Genomic DNA, 21,982 nt, shown 5'->3' on the forward strand with positions numbered 1-21,982 from the left:
TCGCGAGAGCCTCGGGCGGTCCCAGCTCAGCGATCGCCGCGGTCACGCCCTCGCCCGTCGAGCCGGGCCCCAGCGGCTGGTCCACCTCGGTTCGTGCCGTTCGCTTCACGCGTGAAGTCCCCCTCGAGTGCGCGGTCGTCCTCGCGGACACGCTCCCGCCAGGCCGACCTGAGTGCCAGCAGGGCTGACCGCCCCGATGGTGTGAGCATGCCGTACCGGCGAGGCGGCCGATCCGACGCCGCGCCTAGGCTGGCCGGGCGCGGGGAGGGGAGCTGCAGTGGTGGAGGGGCAGGCGTACTGGGACACGCAGGCGGCGACGTACGACCGGGCGACCGCCTGGATCGAGCCGCGCCTGCTGGCTCCCGCCCGCGAGTGGGTCGCGCAGCGCGTGCGGGGCCGCACGCTCGAGGTCGCCGCCGGCACCGGCGCGAACCTGCCGTACCTCCAGGGCCGGTACGACGAGCTGGTGGTGTCCGACTCGAGCGGAGCGATGCTCGCCGAGGCGCGGGGCCGCGCACGTGACCTCGGCGTCGAGGTCACCGCGGTCCAGGCGGACGCGTCGCGCCTGCCGTGGCCCGACGCGCACTTCGACACCGTGGTCTGCACGTTCGCGCTGTGCTGCGTGCCCGACGAGGTCGTGGTGCTGCGCGAGCTCGCGAGAGTGGTGCACCCGCAGGGAGCAGTGCTGCTCGCGGACCACGTCGAGTCGTCCGCCTGGCTCGGGCGCCTGGTGCAGCGCGGGCTCGACGTCGCCGGCCGACGACACGGCGAGCACCACCGTCGTCGACCGCTGCTGCGCCTCTCGGAAGCCGGCCTGACGGCGGTCGAGCACACCGCCGGCCGCTACCGCCTGGTCGAGCGGGTCGCCGCATGTCGCGCATGACCGCGGAACCCCGGACAGGCGGTGTGCCTGGTTCCTAGAGTTGCGGACACCCGAACCCGGCATCCGGAGGCCCCGATGGCCGAACGCCCGCTCGACGAGCCCCCGCGGCCGGTCCGCCCGTGGGCGCGGCCGGTGCCGGTCGTCGCGTGCCTCGGTGCGGTTCGCGACGCAGCGGGCCTCCTCGTCGCGTCTCCCCTGCTGGCCGCTGCGGCTGCGACGTTCGTCGGATGATGCGGATGCAGGAGGAGATGGACGTCGACGGGCCGAAGCCGATCGCGTGGCGGCCTGTGCTCGCGGTCGTCGGCGGGCTCGTCGTCGTGCTGCTCGCCTTCGCGGGGCGGTACGGGGCGCACCGGGACGAGCTCTACTTCGTCGCCGCGGGGCATCGGCTCGCGTGGGGGTACCCGGACCAACCGGCGCTGACGCCGCTGCTCGCCCGCCTCGCCGACGAGGTCGCGCCCGGGAGCGTGTGGGGGCTGCACGTGATCCCCGCGCTGGTCGTCGGAGCGCTCGTGCTGGTCGCGGCCCTGACCGCGCGCGAGCTCGGCGGCGGCCGGGCGGAGCAGGTCGTGACGGCGGTCCTCGTCGCGACCGGGATCGTGACGCTCGTCCTCGGGCACATGCTCTCGACGACCACCACGGACACGCTGTTCTGGGTGCTGGTGGTGTGGCTGACGCTCCGGACGCTGCGGCGCGACGACCCGCGCGGGTGGCTGGTCGTCGCAGTGGTCGCCGGGATCGGGCTCGAGAACAAGCACCTCGTCGCGTTCCTGCTCGTCGCGCTCGCCGCGGGCGTGCTCGCCACGCGCGAGACCCGCCACCACGCGCGCTCGCCGTGGGCGTGGGCGGGCGCGGGGATCGCGCTGGCGCTGTGGCTGCCGAACCTGGTCTGGCAGGCGCAGCACCGTTGGCCGCAGCTCGAGCTCGCGGCGGACATCCGCGACGAGTACCTGACGCTCGGTGGGCGACTGGAGTTCGTCGGGCTCTCGCTCGTGCTGCTCAACCCTGTGGTGACGGTGGTCTGGGTGGTCGGGCTCGTGCGGCTGCTGCGGGACCGCACGCGGCGGTGGGCGCAGCCGGTCGGGTGGGCGTACATCGGGCTCGTCGTCGTCCTGCTGGTCACCGGCGGCAAGGCGTACTACCTGGCGGGGTTGTACCCGGCGCTCGTCGCGGCCGGGGTGTGCGCGCTCGCGGCGACGCGACCGGCACGACGCATGGCGCGACTCGTCGCGGTCGCGGTGGCCGCGAGTCTCGTCGCGCTGCCCGGCGCGCTGCCGGTGCTGCCGGCGGGCACGTTCGCCGACTCACCGTGGGCGGCGGTGGGGGAGGACCAGGTCGAGATGATCGGGTGGGACGTGTTCACCGCACGGGTCGCGCAGGTCGTCGACGAGCACGACGCCGGGCTGGTGCTGACCGGCAGCTACGGTGACGCGGGCGCGCTCGAGCACGCCCGGGTGCTCCCGCCCGACGTGCGCGTGGCCAGCGGGCACAACGGGTTCGGGGACTGGGGGCCGCCGCCGGACGACGAGCGCGCTGTCGTCGTGACGGGGTTCCGGCAGGCGCCCACCTGGATGCGCGGGTGCGTGCGGCTCGACCCGGTGGACACCGGTGCCGACAACGAGGCGTCGCAGAGCCCGCTCTTCGTGTGCGACGGACCGACGAGCACGTGGGCGGACGTGTGGCCGCAGGTCGTGCACCTCTCGGCGTGAGGGCACGCGACCCTCGCCCGCGCGCTCGCCGCGAACGTGCCGCGCAACGGGGTGAGACTGGAGCACCGCACCATCACAGGAGGAACGATGACGTCCGTCCCCACGATCACGCTCAACAACGGTGTGACGATCCCGCAGCTCGGCTACGGGACGTTCCAGGTCCCGCCGGACGAGACCAAGGACGCCGTGCTGACCGCGCTCGAGGTCGGGTACCGGCACATCGACACCGCGCAGGGCTACGGCAACGAGAAGGGCGTGGGCGACGCGCTCGCGGCCAGCGGGCTCGCGCGTGACGAGGTGTTCGTGACGAGCAAGCTGAACAACTCCCACCTGACGCACGACGACGCGATGGCCTCGTTCGAGCGCACGCTCGAGGCGCTCGGCTCGGACCACGTCGACCTGTTCCTGATCCACTGGCCGCTGCCGACCGTGAGCGACTACGTCGCACGATGGCGCACGCTGGAGGAGATCTACGCCTCGGGTCGCGCCCGCGCCATCGGGGTCTCCAACTTCCAGGTGCCACACCTGAACCGGCTGCTCGCCGAGACGACCGTCATCCCCGCCGTCAACCAGATCGAGGTGCACCCCTACCTCACCAACGAGGCGGTGCGCGCGGCGGACGCCGAGCACGGCATCGCGACCGAGGCGTGGTCGCCCATCGCCAAGGGTGAGGTGCTCGGTGACCCGGTCGTGCAGCGCATCGCGGGGGAGACCGGCCGCACGCCCGCGCAGGTGGTGCTGCGCTGGCACGTGCAGCGCGGGGACATCGTGTTCCCGAAGTCGGTGACGCGCTCGCGGATCGAGGAGAACCTGGCGCTGTTCGACTTCGAGCTCGGGGCGACCGACGTCGCGGCGCTGGACGCGCTCGACCGCGGCCACCGCACCGGACCCGACCCGGACACCTTCGCCTACGTCGGCTGAGCGGACGGTTTACCCGAATCGGTGCGATCGGTCGCTCGACAGGCGGTACCGGTCGCGCGCACATAGGTTCCAGAGGTCGAGTTCGTCTGGCCTCTGGAGGTTCGCATGACCATTTCCGGGATCATCTCGGCGCTCATCATCGGCCTGATCATCGGGGCGCTGGGGCGCCTGTTCGCCAGGGGGAAGCAGGACATCCCGATCTGGCTGACGATCGTCGTCGGCATCGTCGCGGCGCTGCTGGGCTCGCTCCTGGCGGGTCTGCTGGGTGTGCGTGACACGGACGGGATCGACTGGATCGAGCTCATCATCCAGATCGTGCTGGCGGTGATCGGCGTCTCGATCGTGGCCAACATGCGCGGCCGCAGGTAGGCGGACCGCGCGACACGAAGCCGCCCGACGAGCCTGCGCTCGCGGGCGGCTTCGTCGTCTCCGCCTCGCCCCGCTGGCGGTACGCAGACGGGGAAGCCCCCGAGGACCGTGGTCCCCGGGGGCTTCCCCGTCGTCCTGCGATCAGCCGGTGATCAGCTGCAGGCCGCGCCGTTGAGCGAGAAGCTCACCGGGTTGGTGTTGGTGCCGTTGTGCGCACCGTTGAAGCCGATGTCGGCGGTCTGGCCGGGAGCCAGCGAGCCGTTCCACGCGGCGTTCTTGGCGGTCACCGTCGAGCCGGACTGGCTCCAGTCGGCCGACCAGCCCTGCTGGACCGTCTGGCCGTTGGCGAACTGGAACGTCAGGGTCCAGCCGTTCAGCGTGGTCGTGCCGGTGTTGGTGACGCGCACCTGGGCGGTGAAGCCCGTGTTCCAGCTCGACGCGTTGTACGTGACCTTGCACGAGCCGGTCGTGACCGGCGACTTCGTCGTGACCGACAGCGCCGAGGAGGCGGCGGAGACGTTCCCCGCGGCGTCCTTGGCCCGCACCGTGTACGAGTACGCGGTCGCCGCCGTCAGGCCGGTGTCCGAGTACGACGTGCCGGTCGACGAGCCGACCTTCGTGCCGTTGCGGTAGATGTCGTAGCCCGTGACACCGACGTTGTCGGTCGACGCGGTCCAGGACAGCGCCACCGAGGTCTCCGTGACGGTGCCCGCGGTCAGACCGGTGGGCACGCTCGGCGCCTGGGTGTCGACGACCGTGCCGGTCTTCGTCGTGACCGACAGCGCGGAGGAGGCGGCGGACACGTTGCCCGCGGCGTCCTTGGCCCGCACGGTGTACGAGTACGCGGTCGCGGCCGTCAGGCCCGTGTCCGTGTAGGTCGTGCCGGTGGCCGACCCGACCTTCGTCGTGCCGCGGTAGACGTCGTACCCGACGACGCCGACGTTGTCCGTCGACGCGGTCCAGGACAGCGCCACCGAGGTCTCGGTGACCGTGCCCGCCGTCAGGCCCGTGGGAGCCGTCGGGGCCTGCGTGTCCACGACCGTGCCGGACTCCGTCGTCACCGACAGCGCCGACGAGGCGGCGGAGACGTTCCCCGCGGCGTCCTTCGCCCGGACCGTGTACGAGTACGCGGTGGCCGGGGTCAGGCCGGTGTCGGCGTACGACGTGGTGGTCGACGAGCCGACCTTCGTCGTGCCGCGGTAGACGTCGTAACCCGTCACGCCGACGTTGTCGGTCGAGGCGGTCCACGAGATCGTCGCCGAGGTGCTGGTGACGCCGCTCGCCTTCAGACCCGTGGGCGCGCTCGGCGCCTCGGTGTCACCCGGCGTGGTGCCGTCGTCGAACAGGCGGTCGTAGTCCGCCAGAGCCGCCGCGATGGCCGTCTGCGACCAGAAGCGGTGGTAGCTGAACTCCGGGGCCACGCCGGTGCGCAGCGCGGTCTCGACCTTCGACCACTGCGGGTCGTTCTTGTAGAACGAGCGGATGTCCAGGAAGGACACGCCCGGCTTGATGGCGTCGCCGTTGGGCATGGTGCCGGTCCAGCCGGAGGGGATGTAGATGCCGTTGCCGTTCGCGACGTACGGGTCGTCGAAGCGCAGGTAGTCCTCACGCTTCTCGACCGTGGAGACACCCAGCGGGTCCTGGTTGTTCTCCCAGATCGCGTCGAGCAGCGCCTTGGCCGTGTCGCGGGCCTCGGTGTCGCCGGACTTCGCGGCGTAGAAGAGCAGGGCGCGGGCGGTGTCACCGGCGACGCCGACGTCCTGGCCGTAGTCCTTGACGGTGACCGTCAGACCCGGGTTGCCCGTCGGGCTGGTCGGGTTCCAGGTGTCCGGCTTGCCGTTCCAGACGAGCGTGCTGGGCACCTTCCAGTCGGCGCCGTCGGTCGAGATGTTGTCGACGACCCACGGGACCCACTTGTCGAGGATCGCCTTGGCCTTCGCGTTGCCGGACGCGTAGTAGAGCTCGGCGACGCGCTGCACGCCCCAGGCCTGCATGCCGAACCACTGGTTCGACGGCGGGTCGGCGTAGACGGGTGCCTCGGTGTAGCCCATGCCGTAGAACGTGGGCGTGCCCGACGGCGGCGTGGCGTACGCACCGTCCCAGCTGTTCGTCGCGCCGCCGGCGATGCCGCCGTTGGACGCCTGCAGCCAGGTGTAGAACTCGAGCTGGCGCTCGAGCGACTTCGACCAGTCGTCCTTGGCCGTCGGCGACTTCGGCGTCAGGGCCGGGTCGGTGGACAGCGCGTAGGCCGCGAGCGGGTTCTGGTAGCCGAAGTGCGCGTGCGACGAGCCGATGCGCCACGCCCAGCCGGCGCTCGTGTCGGTCGCGCCACCCCACGCCATGTACCACGACAGGAGGTAGTGCGCGCTGCTCCGGCCGCTGCCGGCGGCGCAGGACGGCGAGGTGCAGCCGATCGTCTTGAAGTACTTGTCGAACAGCGTGTACCGCAGGTAGTCGCCCATCTTGGCGGCCTTGGCGACCGTCCCGGCGATCTGCGACTGCTTGCCCTGCTCGGTCGCCCAGATGTTGGCCCAGTAGATGGCCTCGATCGCCCGGGCGTCGGCGTCGGACGCCGAGGTGTACTTCCACTGCTTGGCGTACTGGGCGTCACCCGTGAAGAGGTCCAGGTAGCCGTTCTTGCCGCCGTACTTGAACTCGTCGCAGCTCGGCTGCGGGACCGTCTCCCAGACGGACTCCTGCGGGCCGCGCTGGAACGTGTTGATGAACGAGGTGCCGGTCGCCGTCGGGCCGAGCTCGCAGCCGGTGCCCGGGGTCACGCCGTAGCCGTAGACGTTGTCGACGTCCGCGAGCCAGTGCATCTGGTAGATGTCCGGGTTGCCGTAGGTCGACTTCAGCTCGTTGGCGAGCGGGTCGGTGCCCACGCTGACGCCGCTGTTGAGCTGCGACGGGTACTTGCTCGGGTGGCTGTACTCCGAGGCGTACGTCCCGGGCGACGAGGGGTTGTAGAAGGAGTTCGTCGGCTGATCCACCGAGGCGGGGATCATGTACTTCTCCATCGTGTCCCAGGCGTGGTTCAGCGGTGCCCAGTCCTGCGTGACCTGGCCGTACAGCGCCTCGAGCCAGATCCAGTACGAGTACGCCTCCGAGGTGGTCTCGTGGCCGTAGTCGGGGGCCTCGACGATGAGGGTCTCGACCGAGTGGTAGGGGATGCCCTGCGGGGAGAAGTACCCGTTGGCCGGGTCCTTGATCTTGTCGTACTGCTCGAGGAAGCGCTGTGCGTACTCGCCGTCGACGGCGGCGCGCACGGGCGACGCCGCCGGGACGGAGACCGTGGCGGGCAGGGAGCCCCCACCGGTCGCAGCGGACGCGGGGGTGATCCCGGCCGCCAGGAGGGACGACACGCTGAGGGCGGCCAGAGCCACCCACGCGTGTCGCCGTCGGGTCGAATGGGACATCGTCCGTACCTTTCTGGCTGGTGGGCGCGGCCGGCGCAGCGACGCGCAGGACGGCCCGCCGCACCTGCGGGCTGACGCGGGTGCGGGACGGAGGTGCACTGATCCCGTGCGGCGGGCGGGCGCGGGCGTCGATGCCGGGCGGCCGTTGACGACGGTCGGGACGCGTTCACCCTCGCGAGCGCGGAGACGGTCGTAAAGCGGTCGAATCGATTAACGTGGGAGCGCGACCACGGGTTGGTCCACGAGGACGTGAGCCCCCGTGCCAGGTTGTTCACGGCGCCGCTCGGCGCTGTGCGGGCGACCACCTGGAGGACCAGCATGAGGCCGGCCGGACGACTCGCGGTGACGGTGGCGGTCGCGATGCTGACGGTGGGCGTGGGTGCCCTCCCGGCATCGGCGACGCCCAGCGGCAGCGGGTACGTGGACGGCGACGGGGGATCCCCGACGAACGACTGGGCGGGCGAGGGCGTCGTCAACCAGTCGACGAGGAGCCGCAGCGCAGCCGCCGGCCTGTGGCAGGCGTTGCTCTTCTCGCAGGGCTACCTCGGCTCGTGGGACGACGTGGACTGCGCGTTCGGCCCGGACACCGCGAAGGCGACCAGGACGTTCCAGTCCGACCACGGCCTGACCGTCGACGGATCCGTGGGACCGCAGAGCCTCGGGGCCGCCGACGACTACCTGCGCCTCGCGCCCAAGGGCTCGTACGACCAGGTGCTGGCCGGGACCGGCTCGCGGACGGTCTCGTTCCTGCGCGTGACCGGCAACATCTACGCGTTCCAGTACGCGGCGAACAGCTCGTGGCTCTACGCCGCGTACACGAACCGCTCCACCCTCTGCTGACGTCAGGTGTGCTCACGCCGCCGTGCTGACGGTCGCAGCCGTGCGGCATGCTGGCCGCGGGAGGCGGCATGGGTGTGCGCAGTGCGGGTCTGCTGGTCTACCGCGTGGACGACGAGGGCATCGAGGTGCTGCTCGCGCACATGGGCGGCCCGTTCTGGGCCAGGCGGGAGCGCGCGTGGTCGATCCCCAAGGGCGTGATCGAGCCCGACGAGGAACCGCACGCGGCCGCGCTGCGGGAGTACACGGAGGAGCTCGGCTTCCCGCCGCCTGAGCCCGAGCAGGACGACGAACCGCTGGGCGACGTCCGGCAGTCGGGCGGCAAGACGGTGCTCGCGTGGGCACGGCACGCGGCCGACCTGCACGTGGACGTCGGACCCGTCGGCCCGGACGGGACCGGCGGCACCCCGGTCAGCGGCGCCACCGCGACGATCCCGTGGCCGCCCCGGTCAGGTCGCATGCTCGAGGTGCCCGAGGTCGACCGGGTCGGATGGGTGCGCCTCGACGACGCGCGCGCGCTCGTCGTCGCCGCACAGGAGACCTTCCTGGACCGCCTCAGCGCCCTGGTGCGTGCCTGAGACCCTGTTGATGCGCGGACTGCGCGGTGGGGTTACCGTCCGAGGATGGGCGGCGAGCCCGCGCTGCAACGGGTCGAGCTCGTCGAGGACGACGCGCTCGCGCGGTCGGTCGTGCCCGCCGGCCACCTCGACGAGAACCCTGGTGGCGAGGCACGGCGTCGTCGGCGCGCGCACCTGCTCGTCGCGCTCGTGGGTGTGGTCGGGGTGCTGGTGTTCGCGCTGGTCGGCGTCCAGGCCGTGCTCGACTCGGCGTACCGGGAGAAGGTCGCCGCGCGTGCCGCGCTACCGGGAGCGATCGATGCGGTCGCGTCGCAGCCGCAGGTGAGGTGGGTCACCGACGCAGCCCTCATGGACTCGTTGCTGCTGGACGCACCGGTCGACGGCGCCTACGTGGGTGCCCGGAGCCTGCGGGACGGGACCGTCGAGGCCGTCGCGCTGGACGCCGCGACGGGCGTCGCCCGGTGGATGACGTCGCTGCGAGGGCGTCCCGACGAGGACGCGGCCGTCGCGCTGTGGGGCAACGCCTGCACGACGTCCGTGCTGCCCGACGAACGCGACGTGCTCGTCTGCGTGCTCGGCTTCCACGCCCGCGGCCTGCACGAGGCCGCCGGCGCGAGCCGCGCCGAGGTCGTCGCGCTCGACGCGCGCACGGGCGCGCTGCTCGCGCGCCGCGACACCCCCGCGCAGGCGGGGCGTGTGGTCGTCGTCCAGGACCTGGCGGTCGTCGCCTGGCGCGTGCTCGGTCGGGTGCACGTCCACGCGCAGGACCTGCTGACCGGAAGCACCGCGTGGGACGCGAGCTTCCCGGTACCGCGCACCGGCACGCTCCAGCTCGGCTCGCTGAGCGCGCCGCCCCGGATCGCGCGTGTCCAGCTCGTCGCCGGGCCGGACGTCGTCGCGGTCGGTGCGGGCCAGCAGGTCTACCTCCTCGACGTGCACGGCGAGCTGCGGCCCGGCGGGCGCGTCGACGGGTACGTGCGGCAGGCGCGGTCGGACCGCATCGTGCTGCTCACCGTCGACCACGGAGCCGGCACGATCCTGCTGCGGCCGGGCCTGGACGACCTCGAGCTCCGTGGTGTCGTGGCGATGCCGACGCTCGACGACGGCTCGCTGTCCGACGTCGTGCTCACGGTCGACGACGGACTGCGCGGCCTCGACCCCGACTCGGGCCGCCCGCTGTGGGCGGTCGAGGGCCGCGACAGCGGGACCGTCGTGCTCGACGGCGTCGTCTACCAGGGCGGCGACTCCGCGCAGGTGCGAGCCGTCGACGGGCGCACCGGGACGGTGCTGTGGTCGGTGCCGCCGCCGCAGTCGGCGTACGTCACCGACCTCTTCACCGACGGCGAGCACCTCTACGTCGCGCTGCACGGGCTGCTCGGCGCGGACAAGACCTGGCTCGCCTACGACCTCGACGGGCGCCCGCAGGGTGTGCTCGAGCCCCCGCCGGGCTGGCGGTCCCTCGAGATCCGTGGCCGCGCGCTCGTCGCGACGTCCGCCGACGGCACACGAGCCGCGGTCCTCGGCTGAACCCCGGGCACGCGGCGGGACCGCCGCGCGGGGCTCAGGCCCGGGCGGGGGAGATGTTGACCATCCACGCGGTGCCGAAGCGGTCGGTGAGCATGCCGAACGTGTCGCCCCACGGCGCCTGGGTCAGCGGCTCGGTGATGGTCGCGCCCTCGGCCAGCCCGTCCCAGTAGGCGCGCAGCCGCGTCTCGTCGTCCCCGCTGAGGGAGACGCTGATCGACGAGCCGGACTGCTCCTGCTCCGGGGAGCCGGAGTCCGCGGCCATGAGCGTGAGGTCGGGGGCGCTGATCTGACCGTGCTGGATCAGGTCGACGCGCGCCGGGTCGTCGGCGAGGCCGCCCTCGCCCCAGGTCATGAGGTGCAGGTCGCCGCCGAAGATCGCGTGGTAGAACTCGAGCGCCTCACGCGCGCGGCCGGCGAAGCCGAGGTACGGGTTGAGCACGACAGCCATGACGGCCTCCTCGTCGGGACGGTCCGGCGGCGTCGGATGACGCACCCGTCCCATCCTGGACCCGGCGGGGTCGGGCTGCCTAGGGTGCGGCGAGGCGCCGAGCGGCGGCGGCGAGGGAGCGACGATGAGCGGTGACCTGCAGCGCGTCGAGCTCGACGAGGGCGTCCTCGACGAGCCGGTCTCGCCGCGCACCGCCGAGACGGAGCGGCGCCGTCGCCGGTGGGCGAGGGGCCTGGTGGCGGGTGCGGCGGTCGTCGTCGGCGGGCTCGTGGTCGCGCAGTCGGTGATCGACGCGCGCGAGCGGGCGGTGTTCGAGAAGCTGCAGGCCGTCCCCGGTGTGCTGAGCCCGATCGGCGACGAGCTCGCGGTGGCGTTCGAGGTCGCCAGTCCCTGGTGGCTCGACTTCCCGGGGGACCGGTCGACGCTGCTGACCGTCGTCTGGAGCGACGACGGGCCACGCCTGAGGTCGACGGACGCGGCGACGGGGACGCTGCGGTGGGACGTGCCGCTCGCGCCCGACGCCCCGCGCGGGGACGGCCGTGGCGCGCAGGTGCACTGCGGTTCGGGGGTCGCCGGGGACCGTGCGGTGGTGGCGTGCCTCGACACGGACGGCCGCTACGAGTGGGACGAGGCCGATGACCTCGTCGTGCTGCCCGCCACGTACGCGCGGGTCGTGGTGCACGCCCAGGACGACGGTGCACGGCTCGTCGCGTGGGACCTCGAGGAGCCGGTGGACGGGATCGCGGTCCACGAGGACCAGGTCTTCGTCCTCGCGCGTGACGGCGAGGACGTGCGGCTGTCGGCGCACGACGTCGCGACCGGCGAGGAGAACTGGGAGCGCACGTTCCTCGGCGCGGCGCGCGAGCCGTCCGACGGCGACCCGGGCAACGCGTGGCTGAGCCAGGGCGGCGGGGCGGTCGTCGTCTCGGGGCTGCGGGGCGACGACCGCGTCGTCACGTACAGCGGTCAGGTGCTTCCCGCGCGGACGGTGAGCTGGGGCGAGGCCGACGGGCCTGCGCTGTTCTTGTCGCACGGTGGCGCGAGCGTCGAGGTCCTGCTGGACGGCGTCCTCGGCGAGGAGATCGAACGCGAGCCGGTGCCCACGTCGGTCGACGACGGCTCGCTCGGGCGGCTCGTGTTCACGACGTCGCAGGGCCTGTCGGCGTGGCACCCGGTCACGGGCGAGCGGTTGTGGTCGTGGGGTGCGGAGAACAGCGCCGACGTCGGTCCGGCGGCCTTCGACGGTGCGCTCGTGCTGCGGGGGGACGTCTACGCGTGGGGCATGTCCCGCGTCGTCGCGTTCGACGGCGAGGACGGACGCGAGCTCTGGTCGCGGGCCGCGTCGCCCGACGACCGGATGATCAGGTCCGTGGAGACCGACGGACGTCGGCTCTACGTCCTGTCGGAGGACTCGGTGTCCTCGAGCAGCGAGACCGCGGTCGAGGCCCTGACGTTCGCGGGCCGGTCCGAGGGGCAGATCCGGATGCCGTCCGGCGTGATCTGGACCTCGCGGCTGGGTGACCAGCTCTGGACCCGACGCGACGAGGGTTCCGACGTGCTCGTCGTGCTGCGCTGACGGCCGTCCCCCACGCGCGGCGAGAGGGTGCGGGGCGCACCGTACGACCGTCCCGCGGGCCTCGCGAGCCCGGTCACAGGATCTTCGCATCCGTCTCGCGCAGCGGACGGCGCGGTTGCCAGACCGCCGGCGACCTGCACACGGTGGGTCACGACCGAAGGCGGCCCGACCGGCACGGCGGCCGGCACCGGCGACGACCGGGACCGGCACGTGCGCCGCGACGACCGTCCCCAGGCGACCGAGAGGAGAGCCTCATGCTCACCCTGACCGACAACGCCCGTACCGCCGTCGAGGCCCTCACCGAGCAGTCCGGCCTGCCCGCCGAGTCGGGAGGCCTGCGCATCGCGCAGCAGGACACGGGCGCGTTCGACCTCGCTCTCGTGACAGGCCCCGCACCCGGCGACGACGTGGTGGAGGCGGGCGGCGCCCGCGTGTACGTCGACGAGCGCACGTCCGCGACCCTGGCGTCGCAGCAGCTCGACGTGGAGGCGGCCGGCAACGGCTCCGCGTTCACGCTGACCCCGCAGCCCTGACGTCCGACGGCTCGGTGGCGCGGACCTGACCGCGCCACCACCGGACGCCACACCTGCCGTGTGACACGGCACGTGCCGCACGACGAGCCCCGGCCGCCCGCCCCCGGTCCCCGACGGACCGGACGGCGTGGGCGGGCCGGGGCTCGTCCGCGTCACGGCAGCGAACGGTCGCGCAGTTCGACGTCGAGGAGCACGGCGCGCATGGTAGATATCGGATGCTTCACGCACCTGGCAGCCAGAGACCGAGGAACGGGTTGAGCACGCGAGCGATGACGACGGACTCGTCCGGGTGGGTGCGATGAGCGGCGACCTGCAGCGCGTCGAGCTGACCGAGGACGCCCTCGAGCCGGAGCTCGACCGATCGCCCACGCAGCCGCCGGGCGCAGGCCCGCGCAGGTCGAGGCGCGGGCTGGTCTGGCTCGGCGCTGGCGCCGCGCTCATCGGCGCCGGGCTGGTCGCCGGGCAGGCCGTGCTCGACGCGCGCGAACGGGCCGCGGTCGCCGCGTTGCAGGAGGTGCCCGGGGTGGTCGCGCCCCTCGGCGACGCGTTGTCGGTCGCGTACGAGCTCCCGAGCCTGTCCTGGCTCGACCTCGCCGACGACGGCCGCCGTGCGTTCCTCGTCACGACCGGCGACGACTCGACGCCGCACCTGCAGGCGTGGGACCTCGACACGGGCACGGTGCTCTGGGACGCGCGCGTCGGCAGCTCGACGAGTCCGGAGGCGGGCGAGAACATGCGCTGCAGCACCGGGACGGCGGACGAGGGCGCCGTCGTCGTGTGCCTCGACAGCGACGGCGGCACGGTGTGGGACGACGACGGCCGCTACTCGTGGCGCGAGGCGACATACGCACGCCTGGTCGTGCACGCGCAGGACGACGGCCGGCAGGTCGCGGCCTGGGACGTGGACGAGCGCGCGGAGGAGATCGCGGTGCTCGACGGCGTCGTCGCGACGGCCGGCCGTGACCGCACGGGCGTCGTCCTGACCGCGCGTGACCTCGCCACGGGCGAGCAGCGCTGGCAGCGGTCCCTCCCCGAGACGGGGGAGGTCGACGAGGGCAGCTACTTCCCCGCGAGCGTGTCGTCCGCAGGGGGAGTCTTCGTCGCCTCGACCGCGGACGGCTACGTCCAGCTGGTCAGGGCGGACGGGTCGGTGCTCCCGCTCGAGAGCTCGAGGGGGTGGAACGCGCCCGACCGGGACGTGGTCGTCGTGAACCTGCCCAACGACGCCGACGGCTCGCGGACGGCGCTCGTGCGGGACGGTGCCATCGGCCCCGAGCTGCGGGGCGACATGGTGCCCGGGCTCGTCGACGACGGCTCGCTCGGTGACGTGGTCTTCACGACCGCCGACGGGCTCACGGCGTGGGACGCCGCGAGCGGGACCCGCCGGTGGTCGGTCGACCCTGACGAGCCGGTCGCGACGTACGACGTGGTGCAGGTGGTGCGCGGCACGGTGTACGCGCTCGGTGCCTCGGGCCTGGCCGCGTGCGACGGGAGCACCGGGGAGAAGCGCTGGGTGCACGAGAGGCCGGACGACGAGAGCTACTCGGGCGGTGTCCTGACCGACGGCGTGCGGCTGTACCTCACGGAGCTGCGGGAGCCGGTCGACGGCCAGGCTCCGGAGCCGCCCGTGGTGCACGCGCTGACCTTCGACGGCACACCCGCCGGCGAGGTCACGGTGCCCGACGGCGTGGACTGGATGACCACGTTCGGTGACCGGATCTGGGGCTCACGAACCGCCGAGACGGGAGTGAACGACCTCGTCGTGCTGCGCTGACCGGTCGGCCGCAGCGCTGCGGTCGCCCGCGACGCGGTGCCGTCCCATGATGGGGCGATGACCCGCCGGGGGCGCGCTCGCAGGTTCGTCGTGCTCGCGCTCGGGCTTCTCGTCGTCGGCTGCACGACGAACCCGCGGGACGACACAGGAGCGAGCCGGCCGGGCGTCGCCTCCGGTCCGGCGCAGGTGACGACCGGCCCGACGAGCCCGTCACCGACGCGCCCGTCACCGACGCGCCCGTCACCGACGCGCACGTCACGGACGGTCCCGGCGGCGACCGCCACGCCCGCGACGCCCGCCGTACCGACGCTACAGCCGACGGCCGAACCCGGCCCGGTGTTCCGCTCGAGCATCACGACGATCGACGACGCGCTCGCGGCGCGCATGCACGCCTCCTGGCGCCGGGGGTGCCCGGTGCCGCTCGCGGACCTGCGCTACGTGCGGGTCAGCCACGTCGACTTCGACGGCGCGGTGCACGAGGGCGAGCTCGTGGTGCACGAGGAGCTCGCCGAGGGCGTCGTCGGGGTGTTCGCGCGGTTGTTCGCGCAGCGCTACCCGATCCGGTCGATGCGGCTCGTCGACGACTTCGGCGCGGACGACACGGCGTCGATGGACGCGGACAACACGTCGGCGTTCAACTGCCGCGCGATCACGGGCGGCACGGGGTGGTCCGAGCACGCGTACGGGCGCGCGCTCGACCTCAACCCGGTCGAGAACCCGTACGTGATCGGCTCGCACGTCGCGCCGCGCGCGGGGCGGGCGTTCGTGGACCGGTCGCCCGCGCCGGGGGTGATCCGCCCGGACGACGAGGTCGTGCGCGCGTTCGCGGACGCGGGGTGGCGGTGGGGCGGGTACTGGGACTCGCCGACCGACTACCAGCACTTCTCGACGACGGGCCGCTGAGCACGCGGCCCGTCGTCGCGATCCTCGGTGACCCGAGGCGTCAGTGACCCAGCAGGTCCTCGAAGCTCGGGACCGCGTCGTAGAGGCCCGCGGGCTTGGCGGGCTCGCGCTCGGCGACGCCCTCGGCGAGCTCCCGCCCGGCGCGCCGGATCCGCTCGGGCAGCGGCTTGACGTCGTCGCCGCCCCCGTCGGACCAGTCGTCGGTCGCGGCGAACACGCCGGTCCCGACGACGTCCGCGTGCAGGTACCCGAACAGGGGCCGCAGCGCGTACTCGAGCACGAGCGAGTGACGGCCGGTGCCGCCGGTCGCCCCGAGCAGCACGGGCATCCCGGCGAGCGCATCCTTGTCGAGCACGTCGACGAACGACTTGAACAGCCCCGCGTAGGACGCCGTGAACACCGGCGTCACGGCGATCACGCCGTCGGCGGCGGCGAGCTTGGTCAGCGCGTCGGACAGCGCGCCCGACGCGAAGCCGGTGAGCGTCATGTTGACGATCTCGTGCGCGAGGTCGCGCAGCTCGATCGTCGTGACGGTCGCGCGCAGGCCCCGGGCGGCGAGCTCGTCGACCGTCGCGGCGGCGAGCCGGTCGGCGAGCAGGCGCGTGGACGACGGCTGGCTGACGCCCGCCGAGACGACGACGAGCGAGCGTTCCGCGGCCATGGGTGCTCCGATCGGGAAGGAGGTGCTCATCGTGCCACCGCGTCCGCAGCGTCGACGTCGTCCTCGGCGGTCCGGCCGGTCCAGTGGTCGCCCTCGGCGACGCGCTGCGTGTGCACCTCACCGGCCGCACGCGCGGCGGCCACGCGCTCGGCGTGGGACGGCGGTCCGGCCGGCACGTGCGCGGGACGACGAGCCTCGGCCTCCTGGCGCAGCACGGGGACGACCTCGGTCGCGAGCAGGTCGATCTGCTCGAGGACGGTCTTGAGCGGCAGACCGGCGTGGTCCATGAGGAACAGCTGGCGCTGGTAGTGCCCCACCTGCTCCCAGAACGCGCCGTACCGGTCGATGACCTGCTGCGGGGAGCCGACGGTCAGCGGCGTCTCACGCGTGAAGTCCTCCATCGTCGGCCCGTGCCCGTAGACGGGCGCGTTGTCGAAGTACGGCCGGAACTCGTCCCACGCCTTCTGCGACTCCTTGCGCATGAAGACCTGACCGCCGAGGCCGACGATCGCCTGGTCGGCCGCGCCGTGCCCGTAGTGCTCGAACCGCTGGCGGTAGAAGTTCACCATCTGCGCGGTGTGCTCCATGGGCCAGAAGATCGCGTTGTGCAGGAACCCGTCGCCGTAGTAGGCGGCCTGCTCGGCGATCTCGGGGGAGCGGATCGAGCCGTGCCAGACGAACGGCGGGACGCCGTCGAGAGGACGCGGGGTCGAGGTGAAGCCCTGCAGCGGGGTGCGGAACTTGCCGGACCAGTCGACGACGTCCTCGGTCCACAGGCGGCGCAGCAGCGCGTAGTTCTCGATGGCGAGCGGGATGCCCTGGCGGATGTCCTGGCCGAACCACGGGTAGACCGGGCCGGTGTTGCCGCGGCCCATCATGAGGTCCATCCGGCCGTCGGAGATCACCTGGAGCATCGCGTACTCCTCGGCCAGGCGGACCGGGTCGTTGGTGGTGATCAGCGTGGTCGCGGTGGACAGCGTGATCTGCTTCGTGACGCCCGCGAGGTAGCCGAGCATCGTGGTCGGGGACGACGGGACGAACGGCGGGTTGTGGTGCTCGCCGGTCGCGAAGACGTCGAGGCCGGCCTCGTCGGCGTGGCGGGCGATGGTCAGCATCGCGCGCACGCGCTCGGTGTCGTCGGGCGTGCGGCCTGTGGTGGGGTCGGTCGTCACGTCGCCGACGGAGAAGATGCCGAACTGCATCGCTATCGCCTCGTTCCTCGAACAGATCCATGCGTTTGCATGTACTGGCCGCGTCAACCTCCCGCCCCTCGTGAGTATTCCCTGCTGGTGCGACGCCCGCTGGATTGCGGCCCGCCCTCGGGGATGGTGGCATGGCCGCGGGAGGCAGATGCATGGCGGACGCGCAGGTGAACGTGCTCGTCGTCGAGGACGACGCCGATACCGCACTGTTCGTGCGGACCGTCCTCGAGCGCCGCGCGGGCATGTCCGTGACGGTCGTCGGCGACGCCATGAGCGCGCTCGCCCACGTCGCCACGCACGCGCTCGACCTCGTGCTCACCGACATCCAGCTCCCCGGGATGTCCGGGCTCGAGCTCCTGGGCGAGCTGCGCAGCGCCGCACCGGGCGTGCCGGTCGTCGTGATGACGGCGTTCGCGAGCGTCGACTACGCCGTCGACGCTCTGCAGCGCGAGGCCGACGACTTCCTGGTCAAGCCGCTGTCCGCCGCCGACCTCGTGGAGCGGGCGACCCGGATCGCCGAGCGGGGCCGGGCGCGGCGCGAGGCGCACCAGGGCGCGGTCGTGCTCGCGGTCGGCGCGCACCCGGACGACGTCGAGATCGGGGTCGGGGCGACGCTCGCCGCGCACCGCGACGCGGGGGACACGATCGCGGTGCTGACCCTGTCCGGCGGTGCGGTCGGCGGCGACACCGACGAGCGCCACGGCGAGGCGCTCGCCGCGGCGGCCGTCGTCGGAGCGCGCCTGTTCCTGCTCGACTTCGCCGACACGCACCTCGACCCCGCCGCGGGCCTCATCACCGCGATCGAGGAGACGATCGCGCAGGTGCGGCCGACGATCGTCTACACGCACTCGGAGCACGACCGGCACCAGGACCACCGCGCGACGCACCGTGCGGTGCAGGTCGCGGCGCGCCAGGTCCCGACCCTGGGCTGCTTCCAGAGCCCGTCGGCCACGGTCGACTTCCGGCCCACGCGGTTCGTCACGGTCGACGGGTACGTCGACACCAAGCTCGAGATGCTCGCGGCGTTCGCGTCGCAGGCGCACCGCGCGTACATGGCGCCCGACCTCGTCCGGGCGACGGCGCGCTACTGGGCGCGGTTCGGCACGGGGACGTTCGTCGAGCCGCTCGAGATGGTGCGGACCGCGGGCGGGGTCGGGGCGACGGGGTCCGGGGCGCGTGCGCAGGTCGAGCACGGTGTCCACGAGGGGTCGGAGGGGGCATGAGCGTGCGCGTGCTGGTGACCGGCGCGGGCGGGCCCGCGGGCGTCGCGGTGATCCGCTCGTTGCAGCGCCGCGACGACGTCGAGGTGCTGGCCGCCGACATGGACCGCTGGGCGAGCGGCATCTACCTCGTGCCCGCCGACCGCCGCCGGCTCGTGCCCGCGGGGCTCGCCGACCACTTCGTCGAGACCGTGCGCGCGATGTGCGCCGACGACCGCGTGGACGTGCTGTTCCCGACAGTGGACGTCGAGCTGCCGCGTCTCGCGGCCGCGCGCGACGAGCTCGCCGCCGCCGGGACGCTGCTGGCGTCGCCGTCGGTGCGCACGCTCGAGACCGCGCTCGACAAGCTCGCCCTCGCACGGGCCTGCGCGCGGACCGCGTACGTGCCGCGCACCGAGCTCGTCGGGACGCCGCAGGCCGTCTCCGGCTGGGAGTTCCCGGTGATCGTCAAGCCGCGCAGGGGTGCCGGGTCGCGCGGTGTGCGGGTCGTGCTGTCGCAGACCGAGCTGGACGCGGTGCACGCCGACGAGGACCTCCTGGTCCAGGAGCTGCTGCCCGGCGACGAGTTCTCGGTGGACGTCCTCGCGGACCTCGACGGGCACGTCGTCGCGGCCGTCCCGCGCGCGCGGCTGCGGGTCGACTCGGGCGTCGCGGTCGCGGGCGTCACGGTGCACGACGAGGCGCTGGTCGCCGCCGCGACCGCCGTCGCCGAGGCGATCGGGCTCACGACCGTCGCCAACGTCCAGCTCAAGCGCACCGCCGACGGCACGCCGGGCCTGCTCGAGGTGAACCCGCGGTTCCCGGGAGCCATGCCGCTGACCATCGCCTCGGGGGTGGACATGCCGTCCCTGGTCCTCGACGCGATGCTGGGCCGCGCGCTGCCGCGGCACGTCGACTTCGTCGAGACCGCCAACGTGCGTTACCTCGAGGACGTCTTCCTGCCGCTCGACGACGTGCTCCCCGCCGGCTCGACCGCCGGGCCGTCCCCCGAGCCGGGTCCCTGAGGCCGCGATGACCGAGGCCCGCGAGCCCGTGCCGTGGCTGGACGAGGACCACCACGTCCACTCGACGTTCTCCGACGACGCCGTGAGCACGCCGCAGCAGAACCTGGACGCGGCGGTCGCGCGCGGGCTGCGCGTGATCCGCATGGTCGACCACGTGCGCGTCACGACGACCGACGTGCCGCAGCGCCTCGACGCGCTGCGCGCGCTGCCGCGGGTCGACGGGCTGACGGTGCTGACGGGGGTCGAGGCCAAGATCCTCGACGTGACGGGTGCGGTCGACGCACCGGCCGACGTGCTCGCGGCGGCCGGCTCGCGCGGCGGCGTCGACCGCGTGCTGCTGGCCGACCACCAGCTCCCCGGGCCGGACGGGCCGTGGAGCCCGCGCCGCACACGCGAGGCCATGGACCTCGGCCTGGCGCCCGACGACGTGCTCGCGATGCTCGTCGACGCCACGGTCGCGGCGCTGCGCCGCGTGCCGCACGCCCAGCTCGCGCACCCGCTGTCGCTGCTGCCCAAGATCGGGCTGCGCGAGGAGGACGTGAGCGACGAGCACCTCGACGCGATCGCCGCGGCCGCGGTCGCCGCGGGCGCGCTCGTCGAGGTCAACGAGAAGTGGCACTGCCCGGGGGTGCGCGTGGTCGAGCGGTGGCGCGACGCGGGCGTCGCGCTCGTCGCGTCGAGCGACGCGCACGACGCCGCCGACGTGGGCCGGTACCCGCGCCTGCTCGCGGACGCCGACGCCCGCGGCGGAGCGGCGACGTGAGCGGGCACGACGCGCTCGTCGTCGCGCTCGTCGTCCTCGTCCTGCTCGGCGCGGTGCCCGTGCTCGCCGGGATCCTGCAGTACGCGCTCGTGCCGGTGCACGCGTGGCGCAACCACCTGCGCGACGCGGCGCCGTACCTGCCGCGCGTCGTCGTCGTGGTGCCCGCGTGGAACGAGGGAGCCGTGCTGGCTGCGTCGCTCGAGCGGCTCATGCGCCTGGAGTACCCGCCGGACCGGCTGCGCGTGCTCGTCGTCGACGACGCGTCCACCGACGACACCCCCGACGTCGTCCTCGCGAAGGCCGCGGAGCACCCGGGCCGGATCGTGCACCTGCGTCGCGCGCACGGCGGCCAGGGCAAGGCGCACACGCTCAACCACGGGATCGCGCACGCGCTCGCGGACGACTGGATGCAGGCGCTGCTCATCATGGACGCCGACGTCATCTACCGCCCCGACTCGTTGCGCAGGATGACCCGGCACCTGGCCGACGAGCGCGTCGGTGCGGTCACCGCGTTCATCCGGGAGGGCAGCGGGCGGCCCGGCTCGGTCGCGCGGTTCATCGGGTACGAGTACGTGACCGCGCAGGCGGCGGCGCGCCGCGCGCAGAACGTGCTCGGGGCGATGGCGTGCCTCGCGGGTGGCGCGCAGCTGCACTCGCGCGCGAACCTCGAGGCGATCGGGGGCCGCATCGACACCAGCACCCTGGCCGAGGACACGTACACGACGTTCCTCACGCAGCTCGACGGCCGACGCGTCGTCTTCGAGCCCGCCGCGGTGGTGCTCGCCGAGGAGCCCGACTCGGTGCGCGCGCTGTGGAAGCAGCGCGTGCGGTGGGCGCGCGGCAACGTGCAGATCACCGGGACGTTCGAGCACGTCTGGTTCCGCCGGCCGTGGCCGGTGCGGCGCGGTGGCCAGCGGCTCGGGTCGTGGACGTTCGGGGTGATCTGGTTCTCGGTCTACCTGCTGCCCGTCGCGATCGTCGCCGCGAGCATCGGGCTCGTCGGTCTGCACCTGGTGGCGCAGACCACCGCGCTCGTCGCGTTCCGGTCGTTGTGGTGGCTCGCCGTGGCCGCGTACGTGTTCATCACGACCGTCACGCTGCTGCTCGACGGCGAGACCGCCCGCCGGTCCTGGTTCCAGGGGCTGACGTTCCCCGGGCTGCTCGCGCTCGTCGTGATGAGCGCCGCGTGGTTCCCCGGGCTGTGGGAGGACACCGTGCCCGGCCTGCTGGGGCTGCGCATGTCGGACGCGGGTCGCGACGCGTGGCAGCTCGCGCTGTACGCGTGGCCGCTGCTCGCGATGCTGCTCGCCCCGCTCGTGCGCGCGTGCGACGGGGTGCGCGCGCTGCGGGTCCTGTCCGTGCCGCTGCTCTACGTCATCGGCTTCGGGCCCGTGCTGTGCGCGATCACGCTGGACGCGTACGTCAAGCAGTGGCGGGGTGCGGTGGCGGTGTGGGACAAGACGGAGAAGACAGGGCGGGTGGTGGGATGAGCACCGACGACCAGCCTGCGAGCACGCCCGACCCGGACGAGCTCGCGGACGAGATCCGGGCCGACGCGCGCGCCGAGCGTCGCGTGCTGTGGGTCGCGCTCGTCGGCCTGCTGGTCACCGCGGCGGTGCTCGTCGTGCTCGGTGCCCTGCGATGAGCGCGGAGCGCAC

Annotated in this window: 20 protein-coding genes; 16 read left to right on the forward strand and 4 right to left on the reverse strand. The window is 73.3% G+C overall.

Annotation, left to right across the window (positions count from 1 at the left end):
• Window positions 1–277: 277 nt before the first annotated feature.
• The 4 genes from CPE01_RS05565 (at window position 278) to CPE01_RS05580 (ending at window position 3,882) form a co-directional block, all read left to right on the forward strand.
• Window positions 278–883 (forward strand): class I SAM-dependent methyltransferase, encoded by a 606-nt coding sequence (locus CPE01_RS05565; protein WP_146805649.1) that lies wholly within the window; start codon window positions 278–280, stop codon window positions 881–883.
• A 227-nt stretch (window positions 884–1,110) separates the two neighbouring features.
• Window positions 1,111–2,592 carry a glycosyltransferase family 39 protein gene (locus CPE01_RS05570; protein WP_146805650.1) on the forward strand — a complete coding sequence of 494 codons (1,482 nt, stop codon included), beginning with the start codon at window positions 1,111–1,113 and terminating at the stop codon, window positions 2,590–2,592.
• An 87-nt stretch (window positions 2,593–2,679) separates the two neighbouring features.
• Window positions 2,680–3,513, forward strand: coding sequence for an aldo/keto reductase (locus CPE01_RS05575; RefSeq protein WP_146805651.1), 834 nt, complete (start codon window positions 2,680–2,682; stop codon window positions 3,511–3,513).
• Between the two features lie 105 nt (window positions 3,514–3,618).
• Entirely contained in the window at window positions 3,619–3,882 is a 264-nt protein-coding gene (locus CPE01_RS05580; protein ID WP_146805652.1) for a GlsB/YeaQ/YmgE family stress response membrane protein, read from the forward strand.
• A 152-nt stretch (window positions 3,883–4,034) separates the two neighbouring features.
• Here the strand turns inward: CPE01_RS05580 and CPE01_RS05585 are convergent, their stop codons facing one another.
• Window positions 4,035–7,298, reverse strand: coding sequence for a glycoside hydrolase family 48 protein (locus tag CPE01_RS05585; protein WP_146805653.1), 3,264 nt, complete (start codon window positions 7,296–7,298; stop codon window positions 4,035–4,037).
• 318 nt (window positions 7,299–7,616) lie between these two features.
• Between CPE01_RS05585 and CPE01_RS05590 the strand changes: the two genes are divergently transcribed.
• From CPE01_RS05590 to CPE01_RS05600, 3 genes are all read left to right on the forward strand, one after another.
• On the forward strand, window positions 7,617–8,138 hold the full coding sequence (locus CPE01_RS05590) for a peptidoglycan-binding domain-containing protein (protein ID WP_146805654.1): 522 nt from the start codon (window positions 7,617–7,619) through the stop codon (window positions 8,136–8,138).
• Between the two features lie 68 nt (window positions 8,139–8,206).
• Entirely contained in the window at window positions 8,207–8,713 is a 507-nt protein-coding gene (locus CPE01_RS05595) for an NUDIX hydrolase (RefSeq protein ID WP_146805655.1), read from the forward strand.
• Between the two features lie 45 nt (window positions 8,714–8,758).
• The gene (locus tag CPE01_RS05600) at window positions 8,759–10,240 is read left to right on the forward strand and encodes an outer membrane protein assembly factor BamB family protein (RefSeq protein ID WP_146805656.1); all 1,482 of its coding nucleotides are present in this window, start codon (window positions 8,759–8,761) and stop codon (window positions 10,238–10,240) included.
• 34 nt (window positions 10,241–10,274) lie between these two features.
• Here CPE01_RS05600 and CPE01_RS05605 read toward each other — a convergent pair whose 3' ends face one another.
• Window positions 10,275–10,733 (reverse strand): VOC family protein, encoded by a 459-nt coding sequence (locus tag CPE01_RS05605; RefSeq protein ID WP_307723677.1) that lies wholly within the window; start codon window positions 10,731–10,733, stop codon window positions 10,275–10,277.
• Between the two features lie 79 nt (window positions 10,734–10,812).
• Between CPE01_RS05605 and CPE01_RS05610 the strand changes: the two genes are divergently transcribed.
• The 4 genes from CPE01_RS05610 to CPE01_RS05625 all read left to right on the forward strand — a co-directional run bounded on the left by CPE01_RS05610 (window position 10,813) and on the right by CPE01_RS05625 (window position 15,474).
• The gene (locus CPE01_RS05610; RefSeq protein ID WP_146805657.1) at window positions 10,813–12,264 is read left to right on the forward strand and encodes an outer membrane protein assembly factor BamB family protein; all 1,452 of its coding nucleotides are present in this window, start codon (window positions 10,813–10,815) and stop codon (window positions 12,262–12,264) included.
• Window positions 12,265–12,518: 254 nt separating this feature from the next.
• Window positions 12,519–12,797: an iron-sulfur cluster assembly accessory protein gene (locus tag CPE01_RS05615; RefSeq protein WP_146805658.1), complete on the forward strand. Its 279-nt coding sequence runs from the start codon at window positions 12,519–12,521 to the stop codon at window positions 12,795–12,797.
• Window positions 12,798–13,095: 298 nt separating this feature from the next.
• A complete protein-coding gene (locus CPE01_RS05620) occupies window positions 13,096–14,571 on the forward strand; it encodes an outer membrane protein assembly factor BamB family protein (protein WP_146805659.1) in 1,476 nt (491 codons plus the stop codon).
• Between the two features lie 57 nt (window positions 14,572–14,628).
• Complete coding sequence (locus CPE01_RS05625) at window positions 14,629–15,474, forward strand: M15 family metallopeptidase (RefSeq protein ID WP_146805660.1); 846 nt, start codon at window positions 14,629–14,631, stop codon at window positions 15,472–15,474.
• Between the two features lie 40 nt (window positions 15,475–15,514).
• On the opposite strand, the gene CPE01_RS05630 is transcribed toward CPE01_RS05625, so the two are convergent.
• Window positions 15,515–16,135, reverse strand: coding sequence for an FMN reductase (locus CPE01_RS05630; protein WP_146805742.1), 621 nt, complete (start codon window positions 16,133–16,135; stop codon window positions 15,515–15,517).
• 26 nt (window positions 16,136–16,161) lie between these two features.
• On the reverse strand, window positions 16,162–17,337 hold the full coding sequence (locus tag CPE01_RS05635) for an LLM class flavin-dependent oxidoreductase (protein WP_146805661.1): 1,176 nt from the start codon (window positions 17,335–17,337) through the stop codon (window positions 16,162–16,164).
• 152 nt (window positions 17,338–17,489) lie between these two features.
• On the opposite strand from CPE01_RS05635, the gene CPE01_RS05640 reads away from it, so the two are divergent.
• From CPE01_RS05640 to CPE01_RS16380, 5 genes are read left to right on the forward strand one after another with little or no spacing between them, the layout of a single operon-like run.
• Entirely contained in the window at window positions 17,490–18,560 is a 1,071-nt protein-coding gene (locus CPE01_RS05640) for a response regulator (RefSeq protein WP_146805662.1), read from the forward strand.
• The gene (locus tag CPE01_RS05645; RefSeq protein ID WP_146805663.1) at window positions 18,557–19,561 is read left to right on the forward strand and encodes an ATP-grasp domain-containing protein; all 1,005 of its coding nucleotides are present in this window, start codon (window positions 18,557–18,559) and stop codon (window positions 19,559–19,561) included. The genes CPE01_RS05640 and CPE01_RS05645 overlap by 4 nt, the downstream gene beginning before the upstream one ends.
• Before the next feature lie 7 nt (window positions 19,562–19,568).
• Window positions 19,569–20,324: a PHP domain-containing protein gene (locus CPE01_RS05650; protein WP_146805664.1), complete on the forward strand. Its 756-nt coding sequence runs from the start codon at window positions 19,569–19,571 to the stop codon at window positions 20,322–20,324.
• Window positions 20,321–21,814, forward strand: coding sequence for a glycosyltransferase family 2 protein (locus tag CPE01_RS05655; protein WP_146805665.1), 1,494 nt, complete (start codon window positions 20,321–20,323; stop codon window positions 21,812–21,814). The genes CPE01_RS05650 and CPE01_RS05655 overlap by 4 nt, the downstream gene beginning before the upstream one ends.
• Window positions 21,811–21,969, forward strand: a complete 159-nt coding sequence (locus tag CPE01_RS16380; RefSeq protein WP_186811420.1) for a hypothetical protein — start codon at window positions 21,811–21,813, stop codon at window positions 21,967–21,969. Before CPE01_RS05655 ends, CPE01_RS16380 begins: the two co-directional genes overlap by 4 nt.
• Window positions 21,970–21,982: the final 13 nt, after the last annotated feature.

It is taken from the genome of Cellulomonas persica (genome assembly GCF_007989825.1).
Classification (GTDB): domain Bacteria; phylum Actinomycetota; class Actinomycetes; order Actinomycetales; family Cellulomonadaceae; genus Cellulomonas; species Cellulomonas persica.